Here is a 21786-nt window from a genome sequence, read left to right as displayed (position 1 = left end):
CCCTGTTTGTTTCTATCGCTGACGAACGAGCTGCCAGGCATCTGCAGTCTGCTCGGTCTGCTGATGAAACGAAATGTTTTCTACCTGCACGACGCCGAGCCTCACCTGCATATCGACGGTAATGTCATAGCGCGTCCGTTTCCGCGGGAAGAACAAGCCGAACAGCCGCTCCTGGCGAACGGTCTCCGTGGCCGAAATCACCTCTAGACCAATCGGTTCGATCCGCACGACCAAATCGTTTGTCTGTCTCGCCACCACGTGCTTGATCTGGGAAAATATCTTGTTGAAGGCCCCTTCTTTCGTATCGGCGCTCCCGGATAATCGCAACGTCTGCGTCGTTTCCGTATACATGCGCTACCTCCCTCCCAGCTTGACGAATTCTTCCACCATGCGCCTGCCCAGCTCCTCGGTGTCCATAAAGCCAAAGCCAATCACTTTCTTGCCGCTACGCAAAGCGGTGATACCCGCGTCGATCGAACGAAGTCCGTACTCGACAGGAAAGCCGTACTTGGTCTTGGCTGTGAGCGCTCCTGCCCCTCCGCTCCCGCAAAACGACAGCCCGAGGTCTGCTCCCTCCCGTACCATCACGTCCCCTACCTTCATATCTGCTCCTACACCTGGTATGATGATGGCCGTCCCGCCAGCGGCTTCAATTCCTCTGGCGATGTTTTGTCCTTTTCCTAGACGATCCCCGATCACGATCTTTACCTTGGACATGTGTAGACACCCTCTCTTTCCTACCCGTTTTCACTGCGATGGATCTGTTTGCATGACGCGAATGGCCTCAAAATGTACAGCAAGTAAAAAGGCTTCTGTTTCATCCACTTGCCAGGCTTCGCCCTCGGATACCAGTACCCGGCGTGAGAGCGCGACCATGTCCGGATGGATTTCTGCGAACAGCTCCGCTTCAATTACGGGCAGCCTTTCCTTGTTTTTCATGCGGCGTACAAAACCGAGAACATGAGCACCGATGGCCAGCCACCTGTCTTTGGGAATGTCGATGCCCACGCGCCGCGTTTCCCCTTCGATCCTGTGTAGAATCACCTTGCATTCAGAAATTTCAGATTTATTTTCCTGTTTTGATTCTGTCAACTCTTTGAGGATGTCATCCATCATTTGCATGTCAGTACCTTTCCTGAAGTAATCACTTGATGAGCTACCAGTCGTTCACTTGTCTCGATGGTTTCGTTTTCACAATCCGTTAATCGTGTCGGCTCTTTTCGCAGCTGCAGGATCGTAACGTCTGCACAGGCACCTGGCTTCAGTGTCCCGATCTCGTTTTCCATTCCGAGGATGCGTGCAGGTGCGCTTGTGCACGCGGCGACGATCGCTTCGAGCGGATAGCCATTTGCGAGAAACTTGGTAAGCGTATGCGTCAGGCTGTGCACGGGACCATCCAGATTTCGCCGATGCACATCTGTGCTGATCACATGAGGGGCGATTCCTTTTGCCTGCGCGAGACGTAAAGTGCGAAAGCTGAAGCTGGACTCCCCATGCCCGATGTCGAGCAAAACACCGCGATCCAGTGCATCCTGCGCCTCCGCAATCAGCTCACCGCCCTCGTCAAACATCCCCCCCGCTTTTCCGTGAAAAGCATGCGTGACCACATCCCCTCGATCCAGCAATGCCAGAACTTCCGCCAGCCTGGGTGGAGCGTTGCCGATATGAACCATCATGGGGACACCGGCCTCCCTCGCCGCCTCCTTGGCTACATGCAAGGGTCGAATGCCATTGTGCTTGACTACCGAGCTGCTCATGCGGGCCTTGATTCCCCGAAGGAGCGGCTGCTCGCGGATGAGCGCAGCAGCCTCGCGTGGAGTCAGGCGGGACATATCCCCGAGCTCTCCTCCCCCTTTGCACAAGCCGTCGCCGGATATATTCAGAAATGCGAGAATTCGCGTGACAGAAGGACGTACGGCTTCTTCGAGAAAAGCATCAAAGGCCCCTATCCCTGTACTCCCTGCGTCGACGACTGTCGTGACTCCCTGCTCCACTCCTACCCGATCAGCTTCCACGCCGAGGAAGGTTTGGGTCGGGAACACATGCGCATGAAGGTCGATCAGACCAGGCGTGACCAGGCAGCCTTCCGCGTTGATTGTCTCTTTTGCTTCGATTGGGCAGGGCTCCCCTGCCTTCCGATTTTCATACAAGCCCACAACTTTGCCTTCCCGTATGGCAAGATCATAAAGCCCGTTCAGGCTCTGGGAGGGATCGATGACTCGCCCGCCCTGTACCAGCAGATCCACTTTCACTCTCTGAAGTCTCCTTTCCTGAAAAATAACGCAGAATGGCTGTCACTTCGCTCGGAGGGACATGAAGCTCCGCCTCTGCCAAGAGCTCATTCAACTGCTCACGCCAACGCTTCCATTCACTCGACTCGGCATCCCCCACCGATTCCCATTCCTCCTGATACGGAGAGCCAAAGACAAGGCGATTGACCATGAGCAGCAGATGCAGGGTAAGCCCGCTTGCCGTCTGCTCGGTTAAATAGTCCCGAAAGGCTTCCACGACACGGTGGCTGATCTCGTAGCCCTTGCAGATGACATCCTGGGACAGTCTTTCCACCACGGGCAAATCTTTGGGGTTCAGATCAGAAACGAGACTGGGGATCCAGGCATCTTGTCTAACGGATGCCACCTTTGGCTTGTTGGCCATTTCCGGTAGCAGCCTCTCCAGACAGCGCTGGATTTGGCTGATGTCCTGACGTGTCGGCAATGGACTGACGACGACAACCGGCACCTCTGCCTTCACAGGGAGCACGCTGATGATGACATCCACTCGACGGCTCGCTAGGTACTTATCGACTTCTGTGCTGGAACAAAGACCTACGACTCGCAGGGAGCGCAGCTCGTTTTCCAAGTACGCTTTCAAAAATCGCGAGGAGCCGCGTCCTGTCCCGCAAACCACGAGCGCATCCGCTTTTTTCTGTTCGAGCCACCGATCGTAGCCTGCCTGAAAATGAAGCACGAGGTAGGCGATATCTGCATCGAGCAAATAGACCCCGCGATGCCAAAACACTTCTTCACACGAGCGTTTCACAGCATCAAACATGCGGGAGTACGTCCGTCGAATTTCATCGGAGAGCGGATTGGCAAAGAGCACACCCTGCCGATAACGGTTCAGACTGTCGTCCAGATGGGCGAACAGCAGTCTGCCCAGCTCCTGATCGTCGTACAAGGGAGCTTGCATCCGGCTGCTGACAGCATGAGTCAGCTCTTTCCCCGCCTGATATACGTCCAGTACCGCACGCCGGAAGGGCATCTCAAGCAAAGGCAAGCACGCGTAGGCAAGCTCTTGCTTCGGTATGTGGACAGCCAGGCGATGACACAAGGCCATGACTTCACTGGAAAATCGCTCGTAGCCCTGCCACTGCTGTGCTTCGTCTGCCTCGGCATCGTCCTCTAGCACCAGCTGGCCTCGCTGTACGCGATGGACCAAGATGCACAGGCGAATGAGCAGGCTGATCAGCGTTCGGTCTGGCAGGCTCTGCTCGGCCGCATTCATCCACGCTTTGATGCTTCCGATGATTTCTCCGAGCTCCTCTCGGCTGATCAACCATTTCTCCAATAAGGTTCCGGTCCAGGTATCCGGTCCGTGCTCCGGCAATACGCCTTGTACGATCCGGTACATATCTGCTCCATCCAGCAAATCATGGATTAGACTTTCAAGCGCAAACCTCTTTTGCCGCTCACTGCCGTCCACTCGTATCCCGTAGCGCTGCTTCGTTACCAGTTCCAGGCGCCACCCGTCAAACAGCTTCTCCGCTTCCTTGATATCAAGCGCGACGGTGTTTCTGCTGACCGCCATGTGATCGGCCAAATCATTCATCCGCAAATACCCTTCTGCCAGAAGCAGGATAAACGTCAACAGCTTGACGCGATCTTTTTGATGCAGGATGAGCGTTTTGCTCTCCTCTCCCTGCAGCATCTCGCGCAAACTCCCTCTTCGCTCTTGATCCTCGCTGATCCACAGCCCTTTATTCGGCTGGGAATGGAGAGTGACGTTTCGCTCTTTCAGCCATTGTCTGACGTTCTCCAGATCGTATTTGACGGTTCGTTCACTTACCTGAAAATCGCGAGCGATATCCTTGATTTTCAGCGGATAGGAGCTGTCGAGTATGACTTTCAGTAACGCGTGGGAGCGTGCTGTTAAAAAGACCATTCCGTTCTCCTTTCCGTCCAAATGCATCCTGTCCTTGCTTGAGACTCATTATAGAAAACGCTTTCGCAGCGGTAAAGAACGATTCCTTTCCCCATCAATCGTGCAATTTTTGTAATGATCAGTTTTATTCGACAGCATTTTCTCTCTTTTCCCGGTTTCGTAGATTGATCGCGCTGAAAATAGGGATTGCCAATGGTTTCTGAATATTTCTATAATGATAGAGATTGGTTACATAAATCCCTTTCAGACAAAGGAGTGGGTAGCGTGCGTGAAAAGCTTTTTGCCCGATTGCAGGAGATTTATCCGGAGCTCGTCCAATTCAGACGTGATCTGCACATGTACCCGGAGCTTTCTTTTCAAGAGGAAAACACAGCGAGAAAAGTAGCGGCCAAGCTAGAGTCATTTGGCATCGAAGTAAAAACCGGTGTAGGCGGCATGGGTGTTGTGGGGCTGCTGCGTGGCGGTAAGCCAGGAAAAACCGTTGCGCTGCGTGCCGATTTTGACGCCCTGCCCATCCAGGATGAAAAAGAAGTAGAATACAAGTCTCGCATTCCAGGCGTGATGCACGCTTGCGGCCATGACATTCATACGGCAGGGCTTTTGGGCGTCGCTCAGGTCCTCAGCGAATTCCGTGACGAGCTGCCAGGAAACGTCGTCTTCCTGCATCAGTTTGCCGAAGAGCTTCCTCCTGGCGGTGCGAAAGCCATGGTAGAAGCCGGGTGCCTCGAAGGTGTCGATGTCGTGTACGGTGCGCACGTCGCCTCTGATCTGCCACTTGGACAAGTAGGAATCGGAACCGGTTTTGTGACGGCAGCTGCGGATGGATTCGAGATCGTTCTCTATGGAAAAGGCGGTCACGGTGCCTATCCGCATACCTCCATCGACCCGATCGTCCTCGGTAGCCAGATCGTTATGAATCTGCAGCAGGTTGCCAGCCGTCAAGTGGATCCGCTCAAGCAAGTCGTGCTCTCCGTCTGCTCGTTCATCGGAGGCGGCGAGGCGTTCAACGTCATCCCTGACCAGGTTCGCCTGAAAGGTACCGTGCGTACCTACGACGAGCAAGTGCGCGATGCGGTCGAAGCCTCGCTCATCCGTATCGTCGAGGCAAACTGCCAGGCTGTCGGTGCGAAATGCGAGATCAAATACCAGCGCGGCTATCCAGCGACCTGGAATGATCCGGTCGAAACGGCCTTCGTTGAGGAAGAAGCGAAGCGACTGTTTGGCGAGGAAGGCTTCTACCGGATGCCTCCGGGAATGGGTGGAGAGGACTTCTCGTACTTTGCCAAAGAACGTCCGGCGACCTTCTTCATGACAGGCGGACGCAACCCTGACATTCAGGCGACGTACCCGCATCACCATCCAAAATTCGATGTGGATGAGCGTTCCATGCTGCAAACCGGTCAGCTGTTTATCGGTGCGCTGCTCTCCTATCAGGAACGTCATCAGGAAGCGGTTGTCACGAAATAGTGGTGCGAATGAAAAAAAGGGCAGTGGAGCTTCGGCTCCCTGCCCTCTTTATTTAACCTAATGGCCTTTAGAAAAAGTTCATGCTCAGGTAGCGTTCGCCGGTATCCGGTGCAATGCAAACGACCTTTTTGCCCGCTCCCAGACGTTTGGCAACCTCAATGGCAGCAAAGACCGATGCGCCCGAGGAAGGTCCGACGAGGATTCCCTCTTTGGCCCCCAGAGCCTTCATCGTCTGCAAAGCGTCCTCATCCGCGATTTGAATAATCTCGTCGTAAATGTCGGTGTTGAGGATTTTCGGCACGAAGCCTGGGCTGGTACCGACCAGCTTGTGCGGACCTGGTTTTCCTCCCGACAAGACAGGAGATCCTTTTGGTTCGACCACCGCGATGTACAGCTCCGGCAGCTTTTCGCGCAATGCTTCCCCTGTACCGGTAATCGTCCCTCCCGTACCTGCAGTCGCCACGAATGCATCCAGCTGTCCATCCATCTGCTCGTAGATTTCTTTCGCCGTTGTGACACGGTGGATGTCGGGATTCGCCCTGTTCTCAAACTGTTGGGGGATAAAGCTGCGCGGGATCTCCTTTTTCAGCTCCTCCGCTTTGGCGATCGCTCCCGGCATTCTCAGCTCGCTTGGAGTCAATACCACCTGAGCCCCGTAGGCCTTCAACAGGTTGATTCGCTCCTTGGACATGTTGTCCGGCATGACCAAAATCGCTTTGTAGCCTTTCGCCGCTGCGTTCATCGCAAGGCCTATTCCTGTATTGCCGCTGGTTGGCTCGATGATGGTATCACCCGGCTGAATCAACCCTGCCTGCTCTGCGGTCAAGATCAGGTTGTAGGCTGCCCGGTCCTTTACACTTCCGGAAGGATTCTGCATTTCCAGCTTGACATAAATCTCAGCTGCGCCTGCCGGTACGATCCGGTTCAAACGCACGAGGGGAGTATTTCCGATCAACTCGGTTATATTTTGATAGACGCTCATCATGAACCTCCTGAAAGACTCGATCTACATGAATCTCTAGTCTTCCTTAGGATAATACAAGTAAGTTGATATGAAAACCCCAATTGGTTTAACTCTCGCCAACAAACCGAAAGCCCGCGTGAGCCGGATTCCGGGATCAGCTCTGCGACCAGGTTCGGGAGCGAAAAGTCTGGAGCGGCTTGGTAAACGGATATCGCGTAATGCATGGCGGCTGCGACCAAGCCGAACCAGCTGCTGAAATAGGCCGCTTCCGCCGTATCGTTTTGTCCCTCGATCATGCTTTTGTTGCTTCTATTATTTCGGTTTCACCTTGCTCAGGAAGGCATTGGCTTCTCCATACAGCTTGTCCGCCTTTTGAGAAGCCGTATCCCGTTCTGCTTCGATCGAGGAAATTCGTTTCTTCGCCTGCCCAATCGCTTCCTCTGCGGCCTTCACTGCAGCATCCACCGCTTTCTGACGTACTTCCGGCTTGGGTGCCTTCGCTTTGATTTCCTCCCATGTTGCCTTAATATCCGTCAGATCGGTTTCCAGCACACCCGTGATATCGGCCATGCGCCTCTTCTTGTCTTGAATGCTGTCATTCATGGAGCTCATGCCGTCTACGAGAACCTTCATCGCACCTGCCGTTTCTTTCATGACTTCATATTCTGTCATCTGCAAAGCAGGCTGTCCCGCATACAGCTTGATTTCATCCAGCAGCCCTTGCAGCTCGCTTACATGGCTCTGGTACACGGCTGCTTCATCTGGAAACTGCAAATCGGTCAAATACTGCGCATTCTCCACCAAATCGGCAGCCAGTCTGTCGGTCTTCTCTACCTTTTTGGCGAACTCGACTCTCTCTTTCTCTTTTGCCTGTTTTTCGGCGACTTCCTTTTTCTTCACTTCAGCCTGCTCGTTGATCCGATTTGTCATCGTCTCCAGCTGCTTTTGGTACTGTACCGGCGTGCTCGCTAAAAGCTTTGCTGGTACTTGTCCCCCTTCTTGAAAAGGACTTTGGAAGACCAATTCACCGGCACTTACCGTCGCCTCCATAACCCCGCCGGACTGGGATTGAAGCGTCAGCTTTTCGCCGTCCATCGTTCCCGTGTAGTCGTAGGTTTCGCTTTTCAGAACCGGTATGCTGTCCTGCGTCTCAACAAAGTTGTCTACGACCTCTACCCTTGTTTGATCAGCATTCGGTATGACCTTTGCGAAGATCATGCGGTTCTCTTCCTCATGCACATAGCCTTCCGCAACGGAAACACCGCCAAGCAGCCGGCTCCCCGCAAATCCGGCTGCCGCCAGCACGATCAGTGCGATTACGATGAATACTCTATTCTTTTTCTTGCCCATACTGTGACTCCTTACCCTCCTCTTTCTCCCCCATCCGGACTGATTCGCTTGCCAAATGGTACCATATCACCATCATACATGATCGACAGGAAGAAACCCTATAAGTCGAAAGGCCAATAATCGCGTCGAGACTTGGCAGATAACAGACTAAACGGCACGATTGGAAATAAACTCCCAAAACATTTCCAAAAAGGAATGCAGGACCTCCGACTTCTCGCCCTTCCTGTACGCAATTCCCCCTTCTGTAGCCGCAGCCCGTTCGGCCAGCTCTCGAAACACCACACCACTCACCCGAGTCCGTATGAAAGGGGTCAGGGATATCCCCATGCCGGCAGATACGAGCGCAAAAACAGTCGGCATATCATGGGTCTCCACTGTAATTTTGGGAGAAAAGCCAGCATCATGGCAAATCCTGGTCACAGAATCATAAAAGCCTTGCCCGATCGAGCGCGGTGTAATCACGAAGGATTCTTCCGCAAGCTCCGCGATGGCGATAGGCCCACCTCTTTCTGCCAACGGATGATTTTCGGGTAAGACAACTCCCAATGGGGGATTCTCGAACTTCGTTACCAGTATTTCTTCATTGGTGACCGGCGGAGTGAGAATCCCGACATCGATTCGTTTTTCTTGAAGTGCTGCGACTTGCGCAGTAGTCCCCATCAGCTGGAGGTTCAGACTGACATCTGGGTACCTCCTGCGATAGTCGGATAAGAGAGGCAAAAGATTTTCAGCCGTGCCTGTAAATCCAATAATGAGCTTTCCGTGCTCCGCCCTGGCTGCCATCCGTGCCGTATCGCATGCATCCTCTACCAGATCGATCATCTCATACGCTTTTTCCAAAAACGCTTTACCCGCATTCGTCAATTCCACCCGACGCTTGTTGCGGTAGAACAAAGGAACACCCACCTCGTCCTCCAGCTGCTGAATCTGCCTGCTGAGCGGCGGTTGAGCGATATGCAGTCGCTCTGCTGCACGACTGAAATTCAGCTCCTCGGCTAGTGCCAGAAAATAACGGATATGTCTGAGTTCCACAGGAAGCTCCCCACCCTCTTATACTTTTAAGGTATCATTATAGTTTTTTTCAAATATTTCCGCAATTGCAGATACCTTTTTATACTAGGAATATCCCTCATACGACAAGCCGAATTTCAAATTCAGTTATAGCTAGTCTGCATGAAGGATGCGATATCGAAACGAGGGGGTATGTTTTTGCCGATTCGATCATTCCAGCAAAATGGCTTCACGATTCCTCTCCTTTTCCTGGGCTGGTTCATTTCTTCCATGGATCGTATGTTCATCAACATCGCGATCGTTCCCATTGGGGAAGAACTGCACATGGACGCCGCATCTCTGGGCATTGTCTTGAGTATTTTTTACTTGGGCTATACGCTCATGCAAATTCCCGGAGGTTGGCTGGCGGACCGGTACGGCTCCAAAATCGCCATCGTTACCACCATTCTCGTTTTTTCTCTATTTGCTGGATTGTCAGGGCTGGCTTGGTCCGTTACCTCGCTCTTGGTCATCCGCTTTATTTTTGGACTGGGAGAAGGAGCTTTTCCGGGGGCAGCTACCAAGCTAATGAGCGAAAATGTTGCTCCTGAAAAACGGACGCGTACGCAGTCCGTCTTGCTCGTGGCTATCACGCTGGGAGGATTTGTAGCGAGCCTGGGCGGCGCCTATTTCATTACCCAGATCGGGTGGCGAAACACGTATCTCTCTTTGGGGATCCTCGGCGTTATCCTCGCGTTGATGTACTTCTTTTTTCTGCGATCCAAACCAGCTGCAGCTTCCGACAGCACGACCTCTGAACAGCAAACCGTAACTCTGCGGGCTCTGCTGAAATCAACGGCCATGTGGAAAATCATGCTCGCCCTTTTCGGTCTGTATACAGCGATGTGGGGACTAAGCAGTTGGGTTCCCTCCTACCTCATGAATGTCCGGAAGATCAACTTGCTGGACGCAGGGATCTACGCCTCCTTTCCTACGCTAGCGGGAATGATCGGGTATTTGGTCGGAGGATGGCTGGTCGACAAGATTTTCGCGAACCGGGAAAAATACGTAATCATTTTCGGTAATTTTCTAGCAGCCCTATCGATCTACGCGATGTTCACCGTTGAATCACTCGCGCTCACGATTCTCGCCCAGGTTGTCGCTGGTTTTAGTTTTCAGGTTGCTTACATGGGGATTCTGGCGATGCCACTCAAACAGCTGCCTTCTCAAATCATGGGCAGCGCGTTCGGCATGCTGAATACAGGGGCGAATCTAGCCTCTTTCCTAACGCCAGCTATCATGGGAGCCCTGATCCAAGCCTTTCATGGGTCTTACGAGATCGCCTTTGCTTATTTAATTGTGGGGAATGTCGTGTCACTCGTCATGGGCCTGTTCCTTGGCAAGACCAAGAAACTTTTTGCAGCGACACCCCATTCCTGATCACTGTACGATAAAACGTTAATATAGGAGGACACTCATGTCACATCCAAAACGCCTGAAAATGATGCAACAACTGATGGATAAGCACCAACTAAAAGCCATCGTACTTTCTTCTCCTACTAGCCAGCATTATGTGAGTGGCTATAAAGCCATCACGTATTCCCGTCCGCTCTTTTATGTTCACTCCCAAAAGGAAAGCGCTTTTATCGTACCTGGGCTAGAGGAAGAACACGCTCGTCACGTTGCCCGGGTGGATCGTGTCATCGTGTATTACGAGCATCCCGAGCAGGCACACCAAGGAACGAACCCTGTCACCTCCCTCCTGTCATACTTGCAGGCAAGCGTGCCTGTTGGAAAATTGGGCGTCGAGTTCAACGCCGTTTCCATAAAGGTAGCAAAAGCCTTGATAGAGGCAGGCTGGGAGCTGGTCGATGTTTCGGATGATCTCCTGGGTGCACGCGTCGTAAAAGATGCCGAAGAATTAGATCTCTTACGTTCCGCAGGAAAAATGGTCAGCCTGGCTGTTCGCGCATCTCTAGAAGCAGTAGCCCCTGGCGTCACTGAGCTTGAGATTGATCAGCAGGGACATCGGGCCGCTCTCGAAGAGGTCTCTCGTCTTTACCCGAATACCATTGCAGCCGTAAATGCAATGACCCCATCTGGAGTAGTGCGTACTGTCATGCCTCACGTATACTCCAATACGCGCAGGCTGGAGAAAGGAGACATCCTGATACACACTCACCACGTTGTGCTAAACGGCTATATCGCGGAGTGTGAACGGACCTGCTTTTCCCGGGAAGCCAGCGACAGGCAAAAAGAAGCTTTTTCCGTCATGCTAGCCGCTCAACAGGCAGCCTTTGACACGATCAAGGCAGGTGTCCCTATGTGTGACGTTGACCTCGCTGCTCGCGCTGTCATTCAAAAAGCAGGCTTTGGCGATTATGCGATTCACCGAACTGGACACAGCATGGGATTGGATATTCATGAGCCTCCCTTTTTCCGATTTGATGAGAAGGCCCTCTTGCAGGAGGGGATGGTCTTTACCGTTGAGCCTGGATTTTATGTTCCCGGATTGGGGGGATTTCGCCACTCCGACACCGTAATCATTACGAAGGATGGCTATGAGCTTGTTACCAATGTGGCAAGCGACTTGGAAAGCATGATTTTGTAGGGCTGCTTTTTCTCCTGCCTACGGACATATAAAAACCTCCCGGCTGCTCATTGGATGCCATCGGGAGGTTTTCCTGCGAATGTCTAGAGCTCTACGTTCATGACCCAAAAAACAGTCTCTTTGCTGAGAAAGGAGCCTACTTCCTGAAAGCCCATCTTTTCGTACAACCGAATCGCTCGCTTGTTAAAAGCAGCTACGCTCAATCTCAGCTGACGCGGTGCATAGTGCTTTATAGCAAACTCCATTCCTCGTTTCTATTTTCTCGATTTTTGCTTGCCAGAAAGGATTTCTCTCATTTTAACAGAAACTTCCATGTGAAAGAACCCTTTGATGAAAATCCCTCGCGAAAAGGAGCTGCAGCCATGTCTGCTTTTTTCAAACGCATTGATACCGTTTTTGTCCCCACCCGAGATGTCGATCGTGCACTGGATTGGTACGTCACGGTGCTGGGGGGTGCACCCGGCTGGCGCAGCGAAAAAGGAGAGTACCAAAGTGTGACCTTCTCCGATACCTCCATCACCTTGTTCCTGACCAGCGATGAGAACGAATTTACTCCCAGACATTGCGCCTTCAACTTTTACGCACCCAGTGCAGAAGCAGCCTATCAGCACTTGGTTTCCCATCAGGTAAAGGTCGAAGAGATCGCCGAGTGGGGAGCGAAGTACTTTGTTTTCTATGATCTCGATGGAAACCGCCTAGAAGTGTGCGAATACTAAAGCAAAAACCACCCTGCGCTTTTTTCAGGATGGTTTCTCTTTTGCTTATCCGACTTGCTGTGCTTGTGAAAACTGACTATTGTACAAATCTGCGTAAAAGCCGCCCTTTTCCAGGAGCTGTTCATGATTCCCTTGCTCGATCACTGTTCCTTGATTCATGACCAGGATCAAGTCTGCACCGCGGATCGTCGAGAGCCGGTGAGCGATGACGAAGCTCGTTCTGCCCTCCATGAGACCCTCCATTGCCTTTTGGATCAACAGCTCTGTTCGCGTGTCCACGCTGCTGGTCGCCTCATCGAGAATCAGGATGGTGGGGTCTGCCAAAAATGCCCTGGCGATCGTCAAAAGCTGTTTTTGCCCCTGAGAAATGTTCGAGGCTTCCTCATTCAAAATCGTCTCGTATCCGTCAGGCAGCGTGCGCACGAAATGATCGACATGCGCTGCCCGCGCGGCTTGCGCGATTTCCGCTTCACTCGATCCCGCTCGTCCATAGGCGATATTTTCCCGAATGGTCCCATTAAACAGCCATGTATCCTGCAGCACCATACCGAACTGGCTTCGCAGCTCTCCCCGCGGCATGCTGCGGATGTCCTGCCCATCGATCGTGATCGTTCCGCCCTGGATCTCATAGAAGCGCATGAGCAGATTTACCAGCGTCGTTTTACCCGCTCCCGTCGGTCCTACAATCGCTACAGTCATGCCGGGCTTCACGTCGATGTTCATGTCCTGAATGAGCGTTTCGCCTTCCTTGTACCCAAATGAAACATGCTCAAACCGTACATGCCCTTCCAATCCTGTTGCCCCTGCACGCGAAACCGCATCCTCGGATTCCTCCGCTTCATCGAGGATCTCAAAGACCCGTTCAGCTGATACGAGCGTGGATTGAATAATATTGGCGATGTTGGCTGTTTGCGTGATTGGCTGGGAAAACTGCTGGGCGTACTGGATAAATGCCTGGACATCTCCAATCGCAATGCTGCCGCGTGTGACGAGAACGCCGCCGACTACACAGACGAGAACGTAGCCGATGTTTCCTACAAACATCATGAGCGGCATCATGATCCCCGAAATGAACTGGGCCTTCCAGCCCGACTCATACAGCTTTTCATTAATGGCATCGAATTTCTCCATCGCTCGCTTTTCACGTCCGAAGGCTTTCACGATCTTGTGCCCTGTGTACATTTCCTCGACGTGGCCATTCAAAGCCCCGAGCGCTTGCTGCTGCCCTTTAAAATGTGGCATCGAGCGCGACGCCACCTGCTTGATCACGACAAAGCTGAGCGGAATGGTCACCAGTACAATCAAGGTCATCAGCGGACTGATCGTCAGCATCATAATAATGACACCGATTAGCGTGATCACAGAGGTGATCATCTGCGTCAAGCTTTGCTGCAGCGTGCTGCTGATCGTATCCACATCGTTAACGACGCGGCTCATCACTTCCCCATGCGTGCGGCCGTCGAAGTATTTTAAAGGCAGCCGGGCCAGCTTTTCATTGACTTCCTTTCGCAGGGTGTAGACGACTTTCTGGGCGATGCCAGCCATTAAAAACTGCTGGACATAGGCAAACAGCGCCGAAAATAAGTAGAGTCCGATCAATACCAAAACGATCTGCCAGACTGCGGCAAAATCAAAGGTTGCCCCCGGCACACCTTTTACTTTTCCCATGAAGCCCTCGAAAATCGTCGTGGTTGCGTGTCCCAGCAATTTCGGGCTCACGATACTGAAAACCGTACTGAGCGCTGCTGTCAAAAATACGACGATCAGCTTCCAGCGGTACGGCTTCAAGTAACGAAGCAAGCGCCCAAGCGTTCCCTTGAAGTTTTTTGCCTTTTGCCCTGGCATCGTCATCATCCCGGGTCCACCAAATCCCCCTGGCCGAGGACCTGGCCCTGGGCCTGGAGGTGTGCGCCGTTGTTCTTCACTCATGCGATTTCCTCCTCTGTCAGCTGGGATGTAACGATCTCCTGATAGACACTACAGGTCGAAAGAAGCTCTTTGTGTGTTCCGATCCCTGCGACTTCGCCTTCCTCCAGAACGATGATCTGGTCAGCATCCATTACCGTATTCACACGTTGAGCGACAATGAGGACAGCTGCTTCCCCCATCTCTTCCTTCAGAGCAGCGCGCAGGTTGGCATCCGTCTTGTAATCCAGGGCGGAAAAGCTGTCATCGAAAATATATACCTCTGGCTTGCGGACGAGGGCACGTGCGATAGAGAGCCTCTGCTTTTGCCCCCCGGACAAATTCGCTCCGCCCTGCGCCAGCATCGTTTGAATCCCGTCTTTCATGCCAGCGATAAAGTCAGAAGCCTGTGCCACCTGCGCAGCATGGTTGACTTCTTCGTCGGTTGCGTCCTCTTTTCCGTAGCGAATGTTGTCCGCGATCGTCCCGGTAAACAGGAGTGCCTTTTGCGGAACGAAGCCGATTTTGGAGCGGAGGGTACTCTGCGGCATGTCCCGCACGTCGGTCTCTCCCATTCGAACACTGCCACTTTCTACATCGTAAAAACGGGGAATCAGGCTGACGAGGGTCGTTTTTCCGGCCCCGGTCCCACCGATAATCGCCGTAACCTGCCCTGCTTTGGCGGTAAAGGATATCCTGGACAACGCAGGCTTCTCTGCACCCGGGTAGCGGAACGTCACTTGATCGAATGTAATGTGCCCTCGTGAATCCTTTTCAGCTTCTTTTGTCTGCTCCTTGTCCAGAATAACGGGAGCTGTCGCGAGCACTTCATGGATGCGCAAAGCAGAAGCAGAAGCCCTCGGCAGCATGCTAAACATCATGGAGGCCATCATCAGCGAGAAAAGAATTTGCATGGCATACTGCAAAAAGGCCATCAAATCACCAACTTGCATATGTCCCGTACTGATGCGCAGTCCCCCGAACCAGATGATGGCAATCGAAGTCACATTCATCATCAGCATCATGACAGGCATCATTCCCGCCATGATCTGATTGGCTTTGATCGCGGTTGCCGTGACGTCCTCATTGGCGTCATTAAATCGATTCTGCTCATGCTCTGTCCGGTTGAAAGCCCGTACCACCCGGATACCCGTCAAGTATTCGCGCAGGACGAGATTCAGTCGGTCTATTTTCGTTTGCATCGCTTTGAAATACGGAATCCCTTTCGATCCAATCCAAAAAATCGCCAAAGCGAGGATCGGGATCGCGACGATGATCACCAGAGACAGATGCGCATCCTTGGACAAAGCCATAATAATCCCACCGATGCACATCATCGGCGCCATCACCATCATCCGCAGCATCATGTTCAGTACTTGCTGAACTTGTGTAATGTCATTGGTCGTCCTTGTTATCAAGGAAGCCGTACTGAGTGTGTCAAATTCCTGCAGCGTGAATTTTTCAATGTGGCTAAATACACTACTGCGCAGCCTCTTGCCGAATCCAGACGCAGCGCGGGATGACAAATAGCTGGCGGCAACAGACAGTGCAGCTCCAACTGCCGATACGAGCAGCATCAAGGCGCCAATCTTCCAGATATAGGCTGTATTTTCGTGGACAATACCTTCATTGACGATATCGGACATCAACGTTGGCAGGTACAGGTTCGCTATGGATTGCAGCAGCACAAATACCATGGTCATCACGACCATATACCGGTAAGGCCGCAGGAAATTCATTAACTTTAGCAAAGGTCTCACCCTCCGGTATGAAAATTTCTAGGGCAGCGGCTTCGAGCTGATCGCTGCCACACAAGTGCTTGTCGCGTCCGAAATCTCCGTCGACAGAAGCTCTCTCATCTCGTCCAGACTTTTCCCTTCTTGCAGCAATGCCTCCCTTTTTTTGTACAAGAAAAGCATGCCGCTCATCATCGTTCCCCAGAATTGCTCGACTAAGAGGTCCGGTGACATGCGCCGGACAAAGCCTTCTTCCATTCCTTTTTCAAGCGTTTGCGCCACGGTGCGCATATTATTGTCCCGCCACATGCCCGTCTGCAGCTCCTCTGGTGCAAACAACTCCTGCAGATCAAAGCGCATTCGAAAAAAGAACATCACGTGCTCAGAGTTTTTAAACAGAGAAAGGTACATGCTGTTCGCAAATGCCCGACACAGCTCGATCGCTGTCCCCTCCTGGGCAAAATGGTTTTGCGTATGTGTGTTGGACATCTGAAACATATGCGCGAACAAATCGCGAAACAACGATCGTTTGTCCTTATAGTAGTAGTACACGAGCCCCCGAGCGACACCGGCGCGCTCCGCAACATCCCCGATATCAGCCGCTGCATATCCTTTTTCCACGTAGACGCTCAATGCGCCCTTCATGATCGCTTCTTTTCTGCGAAGACGTATCTCTTCGTTTTGCTCTTTTGTACGGGGCACGCGCACTTCCCCTCCCGTGCTTTTTGATTGACTTTCTTGTCAGTCAAAATATAAACCTCATCGCAGGATGTGTCAATAGGTGATACGAAGGGAAGCGACAAACAGGTACATGTCATATTTCTTCCAGACTTAGTAAAGAGTAACCCATGTAGGTAGTAGCTTGCTGAAGGTCAAGATAGGAACAATGAACACCCCTTTATTCCCGTCACTTCCCTCTCGAGCGGTCTCGGTCAAAATGTCACACCGGACTTGTACTGCCTGTGCGTCGCCGTGCCGGATTATGGGCGGTATGTAGAAACGTAGACTTCCGTTTTCATTCTAGTATTTATTCCATGTCACTGCGTTGATGCTCGAACCGCACTTCTTCAAAAGAAACCTATCGTGTAAAACCAGCCAAATATCGAGCTGGAAAAGGTAGTCACTATTTAAAAAGACTATTTATGAAGACAAGCGTGATGGCAGTCCAACCCCCTGTCTGCTATTCAGCATAATGTAAAAGTAGTAAAAAAAAGGGGGAACAGAACAACTATGCGCAAGACTCAACTACGTCTTCCAAGGCTTACGCTATATAGTGACGAAAACTTCCGTGGAAGGATCAGGATCTTTCGTGGCAATAGGGCAATCCGCAATACAGAAAGAATCTTTGACGAGCCCGAAAGTTTACGATTCCGTTCAAACGGCAGAGGTGCCACTTTCGTTTTATTCGCAAGAAACAATTTTAAAGGCGCCTTTCGGATCATTCGGATAAGCAGAAGTATTGCTGATGTGGAAAGAGCCCTCGGCTTCGAGGTCCACTCCATCATCATGTCAAGCAGCCGACTAACGCTGCAACAAGTATTAAATATTCGCAGGACTGGAAACCTCCCGAATAGGTTTAGAGTTTTTTAGGGAGGGATCTTTCCTAGTCGACCTTGGAATACAAGGGGCATGCATGCGCCCCCTTTTTTTGTCCCAATTAGTTAAACAAGATTGAAAAGAAGCAAAAAAGAACGGGAGCAGTACAGGTATCACGTGAATAGACTGAAGTGTCGGGGGCGGTGTTGGCCTTGGGTTCCGACGCCAGACTCCTTTTCGCGAGCTGGAGAAATCTGGCGGCCATCGTCGTCCTAGAATTGCAACGTGTTCGCGACGCCTGCCGAACATGCAAGAAAATGGTAACAAGCACGAACCTAAGGCTCGAGACATGGTTCTTGAAAATGAGACAGCAGAGATGTAGGTGTTCGGAACCCATTGCCCATTTTTTGAATAGGATGTATGGCAAAAGCCTAAAATCCTTGAAATTCCGGCACCATCACCCACCCCCCATCATAGGATAAGGTGACTCTGTAATCCCTCAACCTTGTTCCTGTAGAGCCCACAAGGAGGGGTGGCACGATTGAAGGGTAGCGACCAAACCAAGCCGTTGTTAACGAATCGCGAAAGAGAAGTGTTTGAACTCTTGGTCCAAGATAAGACAACCAAAGAGATTGCCGGACAACTCTTCATCAGTGAAAAGACTGTACGCAATCACATTAGCAATGTTATGCAAAAATTAGGTGTAAAAGGTCGATCTCAGGCAGTAGTCGAACTCGTTCGACTTGGTGAACTAGAGATTTGAGCCCAGTCCACCCAGCCTCCCTTTTCTTCCCTAGGTCGGAAGGGAGGGTTTTTTTATTTTGCGTTGGTCTCCCCTTTATGGTCATTCTTACACAACGCTCCTCCACCAAAAAAGCTCCGGATCCGCGAAAGATCCCGAGCTTTTTGTCCTTACCTTTTTAGATAAACGGTGTCCGATGATACGTCTGTTCGAACTTTTCCCGAAGTCCTTTTGCCAGCAAGGTAAAAGAACCAATCGCCCAGACGAACGCCACCAGCGGCGTGAGAAAAATCCACGTGTAGTTGCTGTATACAAATCCGCGATACGAACCGAGCAGCCCTGCCCATTCATGGGTGATGGAGTGGTACAGCACTGGATCCATCGTCATTTTCGTACCGCCTACGAAGAGATCAAACATGCCCAACAGCCCCATCAAGGTCATGATCGCCACCATCTCCGTGACGAGAATGATGATGAGCTGCTCTTTTAAATGCGGAACGATATGGCGAAAAATGATTTGCTCTCTGCCCGCCCCCAGCGATGTCGCAGCCAAGACGTACTGCGTCTCCTTGATTTGCTCTGTTTTTTGCCGGATAGAGGAGGCTACACTCGGCGCTCCCAAAACAGCCACGACGCCAATAAAAAGGGCTACCAGCGTTGACGTCGGCATCAGTGGGTTGATGCTGACACCTTTGAGCAGGAAATATACGGGGATGAAGATCGGCATGTAGCTCCAAGCATTTTCAATCGCCAGCCACCAGCGCTGCGGCTTGTCCTGGACACCGATGTACAATCCGATCCCCATACCGATCACCAAGCGGACTAAAGCTATCGCCAGTGTAACAAATACCGTATAAGGAGCCCCGTGCAGGAGCAGCGTCAGCATGTCGTAGCCCCACTTGTCCGTCCCGAAAACATGTTCATCTGACGGGGGCAGCGGTGGCGAAATGATGACCGTCTTGCCGCCTACCACTTCATTGCGCAGCTTTTCCTGAAAGTCCAGTTCATAGGGAGCCACATATGGCCCGATCACTCCGACAATGAGCAGGAGCAGCACCAGGAAAGCCCCCATCCATAGCGACCAATTCATTTGTTTCTGCATAGAAAAACCTCACTCATGACAATAAGAGTACCGCCTACTTGTAAACGACCGCGCGTTCGAACAGGTACAAGATCACGCGGATCAGGAGATAGACGAGAATGGACAAAAAAATGATGCCTAATAGCCCCATGACAGCTGCGTTAAATTGATACGCTCCGCTTTTGCTGAAAATGAACCGCGTCAGCCCTACTACATTGAGCAGGTATTCGACGATAAACAGGTTGGCTACCGTAATCGCGATTGTTTTTTTCAAGTCAGCCAAGAGAAAGGGCTTAATATTCTTGTATACGTGGTGAATGAGGACATGCCAGACTCCCATCCCTTTTGCCAGGGCCGTCTTGATGTAGTCCTCTCCGCCGATCTGGGTATATTTCAAGCTGATGACTTTCATGAGAAAAATCGTAGGGCCAATCGCAAGCAGAGTCATCGGGAACCAGCTGTTGGCAGAATCGCTCGTAGGAGATAACGTAATAATCCGTATGTTGGTCATCTTGTAAAATCCAATCGCTGCTAGAATCGACACAAAAATCAGAATAAAGTCCGGAATCGTCGCGAGCAGATTCAATCCTTTTTGAAGATGCCGCACGATGCGAAAACGCTGCAAAAACAAACCAAACACGAGACTTGCGACTACGGCGATCAAAACACTGGAAAAGAGCAGTTCAAACGTACTGATGGCGAACGGCACGATGTCCTCGGCTATCCTTCTCTCATTTTCTCCCAAATAATAGGTTCCCAGAGAGCCCCCAGCGATTTGCTGGATCAGATACACCGTGTGCACCACGACATTTTCAGGTGCAAACACAATCTCTTCTTTTACCGTATACAACATGAACGGCCCGCCACAGACGGCAATGACCAGGAAGAACATTCCCAGCAGTTGTTTCACATATGACAAGCATTCATACCCCCTTGCTAATCCAACAATACACTATCTAAAAAAATTCATCCAGACAATCAAAAATATTTTATGTTTTTTTATATTTCAGATAATAGATTGGAATAATAGTCAAGAAAAATCCCCTTTCTCCCCAAAGCGAAGCCCCAAATAGAAGACTTCTCGAGAGGAAAAGGGGAGGTGGCCTATCCGCGAAATCAGCGAATTACGTAAAAAGCTGTCTGTCTTTTTGCCAGGTAGTGCAGCTTGTTATGGATGTAGGAAACGGGCTCTTCCATATAGAGCGAGATTTCCTGATCCCATTCCGGAATGTACTGCCGGATATTGAACTCCATTGCGTAGCACGTGTTGTTTTGCAGCGCCAAGTCCCCACGTACCGGTATCTCTTCCTGTCTGTCGTACATCCCGATCAAGGGACCAGCCGCATGACAATGATTGCCGATCGGGTGAGAGTAAATCATCGGCTGTATGCCTTCCGCTTTTGCTTGCTGCATGCTCGCAGTGAAGATCTCGTTGCCTGTGCGGCCTTCTACGAAATTTTCTGCCAGGATGTCCTCAAACCGAATGGCTGTACGCATCGCAGCCTGCAAGCCCTCTGGCACTTCCCTCTCACCCGCACGCAGTACGTAAGCCAGCTGCTGTGTGTCTGTCGCAAGTCCCAGATAATGAATGCCAAAATCGATATGCACGATATCCCCTGGTACGATGATGACCCCTTCCAAGCGATCACCGTCTTTTCTCACGACGTCCACCGTTGGGTAAAAGGATGTAAGAATCCCCAAATCGCTGACCCGCTGCCGGATCCAGTCCACTACATCGTTCGTTGTCGTAATTCCAGGGTGTATCACTTTATTCGAGAGAGCTTCTTGTGCGAGGCGTCTTGCTGTTTCTGCGATCGTCGGATAAGCGATCAGCTCTTCCTCACTCCGGATCTGTAGCCAGTCGAGTGCAACGCTCTGTGCGCTGACTACGTTGGCCGCAAGCTCACTGCCTACTGCGCCGATCAGCTTCTCGTAGAATGTATGAGTAAGTCCATCGCAAAAGCTGTAATGACTGGATGTATTCACACCAATCTGTCTCGGGCTTCTCTCCCGAATGATTCGCCCAAGACACTCCCACTGATCCTCGCGCCCAGGCTTCCATACCCGCTCGTAAAAAGGATCGTAGGCAGGATTGGCATGAAGGACATACCGGCTCACCGTTTTGTCCTGGTTTAAAAAGAAAGCAAAAATCGTCAGTCGACGCGAGCTGTCAACAGCCGCAGGGAACAAGGTTTCCATGATGGGATCCTCGTGGTATTCCCTCCCGACGATGACCCATACGTCCAACTGATGCTTGTCCATGATTGCAGGCAGGAGCGTCTCCAGTCTGTGCTTGAGCCACCGATCCTTTGTCCGTCCACGCTCTTTTAAGGAAAGGATCGTACCGCCAAAACCGAAATCTTCCACTTCTACATCCCCCTCACACAAATGCCGTTCTCCATTTTCTAGCATTTATGAGTTTCACGATAAAGCATGAGAAAGAGGGTCGTCAATCATTCGAAAAAGTCATTTCTTTTCTGCATTAGAAAACTTGGCTCCGCCAAGCTTTGCGGTGGGGCCTTAGTTT

General features: G+C 51.5%; 20 protein-coding genes. 5 read left to right on the top strand and 15 right to left on the bottom strand.

Annotated features, from left to right (window positions below; translation table 11 throughout):
• Window positions 1–12: 12 nt before the first annotated feature.
• Genes EDM59_RS17200 through EDM59_RS17180 form a run of 5 tightly spaced genes read right to left on the bottom strand, consistent with a single transcriptional unit; the run spans window position 13 to window position 4161 of the window.
• Window positions 13–351 carry a DUF4312 family protein gene (locus EDM59_RS17200; RefSeq protein WP_122924713.1) on the bottom strand — a complete coding sequence of 113 codons (339 nt, stop codon included), beginning with the start codon at window positions 349–351 and terminating at the stop codon, window positions 13–15.
• 3 nt (window positions 352–354) lie between these two features.
• Window positions 355–717, bottom strand: a complete 363-nt coding sequence (locus tag EDM59_RS17195; protein ID WP_092274130.1) for an SFCGS family glycine-rich protein — start codon at window positions 715–717, stop codon at window positions 355–357.
• A gap of 30 nt (window positions 718–747) precedes the next feature.
• Entirely contained in the window at window positions 748–1122 is a 375-nt protein-coding gene (locus EDM59_RS17190) for a hypothetical protein (RefSeq protein ID WP_122924712.1), read from the bottom strand.
• Entirely contained in the window at window positions 1113–2252 is a 1140-nt protein-coding gene (locus EDM59_RS17185; RefSeq protein ID WP_122924711.1) for an amidohydrolase/deacetylase family metallohydrolase, read from the bottom strand. Before EDM59_RS17185 ends, EDM59_RS17190 begins: the two co-directional genes overlap by 10 nt.
• Window positions 2182–4161: a BglG family transcription antiterminator gene (locus tag EDM59_RS17180; RefSeq protein ID WP_122924710.1), complete on the bottom strand. Its 1980-nt coding sequence runs from the start codon at window positions 4159–4161 to the stop codon at window positions 2182–2184. Before EDM59_RS17180 ends, EDM59_RS17185 begins: the two co-directional genes overlap by 71 nt.
• 264 nt (window positions 4162–4425) lie before the next feature.
• Here EDM59_RS17180 and EDM59_RS17175 point away from each other — a divergent pair, with 264 nt between their 5' ends.
• Window positions 4426–5628 carry an amidohydrolase gene (locus tag EDM59_RS17175; RefSeq protein ID WP_092274142.1) on the top strand — a complete coding sequence of 401 codons (1203 nt, stop codon included), beginning with the start codon at window positions 4426–4428 and terminating at the stop codon, window positions 5626–5628.
• Between the two features lie 67 nt (window positions 5629–5695).
• Here the strand turns inward: EDM59_RS17175 and cysK are convergent, their stop codons facing one another.
• The 3 genes from cysK to EDM59_RS17160 form a co-directional block, all read right to left on the bottom strand.
• Window positions 5696–6610, bottom strand: coding sequence for a cysteine synthase A (gene cysK / locus EDM59_RS17170; protein ID WP_122924709.1), 915 nt, complete (start codon window positions 6608–6610; stop codon window positions 5696–5698).
• A gap of 294 nt (window positions 6611–6904) precedes the next feature.
• The gene (locus EDM59_RS17165) at window positions 6905–7942 is read right to left on the bottom strand and encodes a hypothetical protein (RefSeq protein WP_122924708.1); all 1038 of its coding nucleotides are present in this window, start codon (window positions 7940–7942) and stop codon (window positions 6905–6907) included.
• A gap of 147 nt (window positions 7943–8089) precedes the next feature.
• Entirely contained in the window at window positions 8090–8974 is an 885-nt protein-coding gene (locus EDM59_RS17160) for a LysR substrate-binding domain-containing protein (protein WP_246011084.1), read from the bottom strand.
• Between the two features lie 177 nt (window positions 8975–9151).
• On the opposite strand from EDM59_RS17160, the gene EDM59_RS17155 reads away from it, so the two are divergent.
• Both EDM59_RS17155 and EDM59_RS17150 read left to right on the top strand, forming a co-directional pair.
• Window positions 9152–10372: an MFS transporter gene (locus EDM59_RS17155; protein WP_183192937.1), complete on the top strand. Its 1221-nt coding sequence runs from the start codon at window positions 9152–9154 to the stop codon at window positions 10370–10372.
• Window positions 10373–10409: 37 nt separating this feature from the next.
• Window positions 10410–11543 carry a M24 family metallopeptidase gene (locus EDM59_RS17150; RefSeq protein ID WP_122924706.1) on the top strand — a complete coding sequence of 378 codons (1134 nt, stop codon included), beginning with the start codon at window positions 10410–10412 and terminating at the stop codon, window positions 11541–11543.
• 83 nt (window positions 11544–11626) lie between these two features.
• Here EDM59_RS17150 and EDM59_RS31085 read toward each other — a convergent pair whose 3' ends face one another.
• Window positions 11627–11788: a GNAT family N-acetyltransferase gene (locus EDM59_RS31085; protein WP_183192936.1), complete on the bottom strand. Its 162-nt coding sequence runs from the start codon at window positions 11786–11788 to the stop codon at window positions 11627–11629.
• Between the two features lie 117 nt (window positions 11789–11905).
• Between EDM59_RS31085 and EDM59_RS17145 the strand changes: the two genes are divergently transcribed.
• The gene (locus EDM59_RS17145) at window positions 11906–12259 is read left to right on the top strand and encodes a VOC family protein (RefSeq protein ID WP_122924705.1); all 354 of its coding nucleotides are present in this window, start codon (window positions 11906–11908) and stop codon (window positions 12257–12259) included.
• 45 nt (window positions 12260–12304) lie between these two features.
• Here EDM59_RS17145 and EDM59_RS17140 read toward each other — a convergent pair whose 3' ends face one another.
• From EDM59_RS17140 to EDM59_RS17130, 3 genes are read right to left on the bottom strand one after another with little or no spacing between them, the layout of a single operon-like run.
• Window positions 12305–14188, bottom strand: a complete 1884-nt coding sequence (locus tag EDM59_RS17140) for an ABC transporter ATP-binding protein (RefSeq protein ID WP_122924704.1) — start codon at window positions 14186–14188, stop codon at window positions 12305–12307.
• Window positions 14185–15915: an ABC transporter ATP-binding protein gene (locus EDM59_RS17135; protein ID WP_122924703.1), complete on the bottom strand. Its 1731-nt coding sequence runs from the start codon at window positions 15913–15915 to the stop codon at window positions 14185–14187. Before EDM59_RS17135 ends, EDM59_RS17140 begins: the two co-directional genes overlap by 4 nt.
• A 27-nt stretch (window positions 15916–15942) precedes the next feature.
• Entirely contained in the window at window positions 15943–16602 is a 660-nt protein-coding gene (locus EDM59_RS17130; protein ID WP_122924702.1) for a TetR/AcrR family transcriptional regulator, read from the bottom strand.
• Between the two features lie 1375 nt (window positions 16603–17977).
• On the opposite strand from EDM59_RS17130, the gene EDM59_RS17120 reads away from it, so the two are divergent.
• Window positions 17978–18199 carry a helix-turn-helix domain-containing protein gene (locus EDM59_RS17120; RefSeq protein ID WP_003387736.1) on the top strand — a complete coding sequence of 74 codons (222 nt, stop codon included), beginning with the start codon at window positions 17978–17980 and terminating at the stop codon, window positions 18197–18199.
• A gap of 157 nt (window positions 18200–18356) precedes the next feature.
• On the opposite strand, the gene EDM59_RS17115 is transcribed toward EDM59_RS17120, so the two are convergent.
• The 3 genes from EDM59_RS17115 to EDM59_RS17105 all read right to left on the bottom strand — a co-directional run bounded on the left by EDM59_RS17115 (window position 18357) and on the right by EDM59_RS17105 (window position 21626).
• Window positions 18357–19280, bottom strand: coding sequence for an ABC transporter permease (locus EDM59_RS17115; protein ID WP_122924700.1), 924 nt, complete (start codon window positions 19278–19280; stop codon window positions 18357–18359).
• A gap of 34 nt (window positions 19281–19314) precedes the next feature.
• Window positions 19315–20178, bottom strand: a complete 864-nt coding sequence (locus EDM59_RS17110) for an ABC transporter permease subunit (protein ID WP_342769212.1) — start codon at window positions 20176–20178, stop codon at window positions 19315–19317.
• 197 nt (window positions 20179–20375) lie between these two features.
• Window positions 20376–21626, bottom strand: a complete 1251-nt coding sequence (locus tag EDM59_RS17105) for a M24 family metallopeptidase (RefSeq protein WP_183192935.1) — start codon at window positions 21624–21626, stop codon at window positions 20376–20378.
• Between the last annotated feature and the right edge of the window lie 160 nt (window positions 21627–21786).

The sequence above is a fragment of the Brevibacillus nitrificans genome (genome assembly GCF_003710965.1).
Lineage (GTDB): Bacteria > Bacillota > Bacilli > Brevibacillales > Brevibacillaceae > Brevibacillus > Brevibacillus centrosporus.
Note: the sequence above shows the minus strand (reverse complement) of the source record. Positions and strands in the feature narration are given on the sequence as shown.

Bases quoted from the DNA above. Each gene is read 5' to 3' on its own strand.
- EDM59_RS17115 (WP_122924700.1), bottom strand. From the start codon at position 19,280: ATGCAGAAACAAATGAATTGGTCGCTATGGATGGGGGCTTTCCTGGTG.
- EDM59_RS17165 (WP_122924708.1), bottom strand. From the start codon at position 7,942: ATGGGCAAGAAAAAGAATAGAGTATTCATCGTAATCGCACTGATCGTG.
- EDM59_RS17145 (WP_122924705.1), top strand. From the start codon at position 11,906: ATGTCTGCTTTTTTCAAACGCATTGATACCGTTTTTGTCCCCACCCGA.
- EDM59_RS17150 (WP_122924706.1), top strand. From the start codon at position 10,410: ATGTCACATCCAAAACGCCTGAAAATGATGCAACAACTGATGGATAAG.
- EDM59_RS17180 (WP_122924710.1), bottom strand. From the start codon at position 4,161: ATGGTCTTTTTAACAGCACGCTCCCACGCGTTACTGAAAGTCATACTC.
- EDM59_RS17195 (WP_092274130.1), bottom strand. From the start codon at position 717: ATGTCCAAGGTAAAGATCGTGATCGGGGATCGTCTAGGAAAAGGACAA.
- EDM59_RS17200 (WP_122924713.1), bottom strand. From the start codon at position 351: ATGTATACGGAAACGACGCAGACGTTGCGATTATCCGGGAGCGCCGAT.
- EDM59_RS17140 (WP_122924704.1), bottom strand. From the start codon at position 14,188: ATGAGTGAAGAACAACGGCGCACACCTCCAGGCCCAGGGCCAGGTCCT.
- cysK (WP_122924709.1), bottom strand. From the start codon at position 6,610: ATGAGCGTCTATCAAAATATAACCGAGTTGATCGGAAATACTCCCCTC.
- EDM59_RS17190 (WP_122924712.1), bottom strand. From the start codon at position 1,122: ATGCAAATGATGGATGACATCCTCAAAGAGTTGACAGAATCAAAACAG.
- EDM59_RS31085 (WP_183192936.1), bottom strand. From the start codon at position 11,788: ATGGAGTTTGCTATAAAGCACTATGCACCGCGTCAGCTGAGATTGAGC.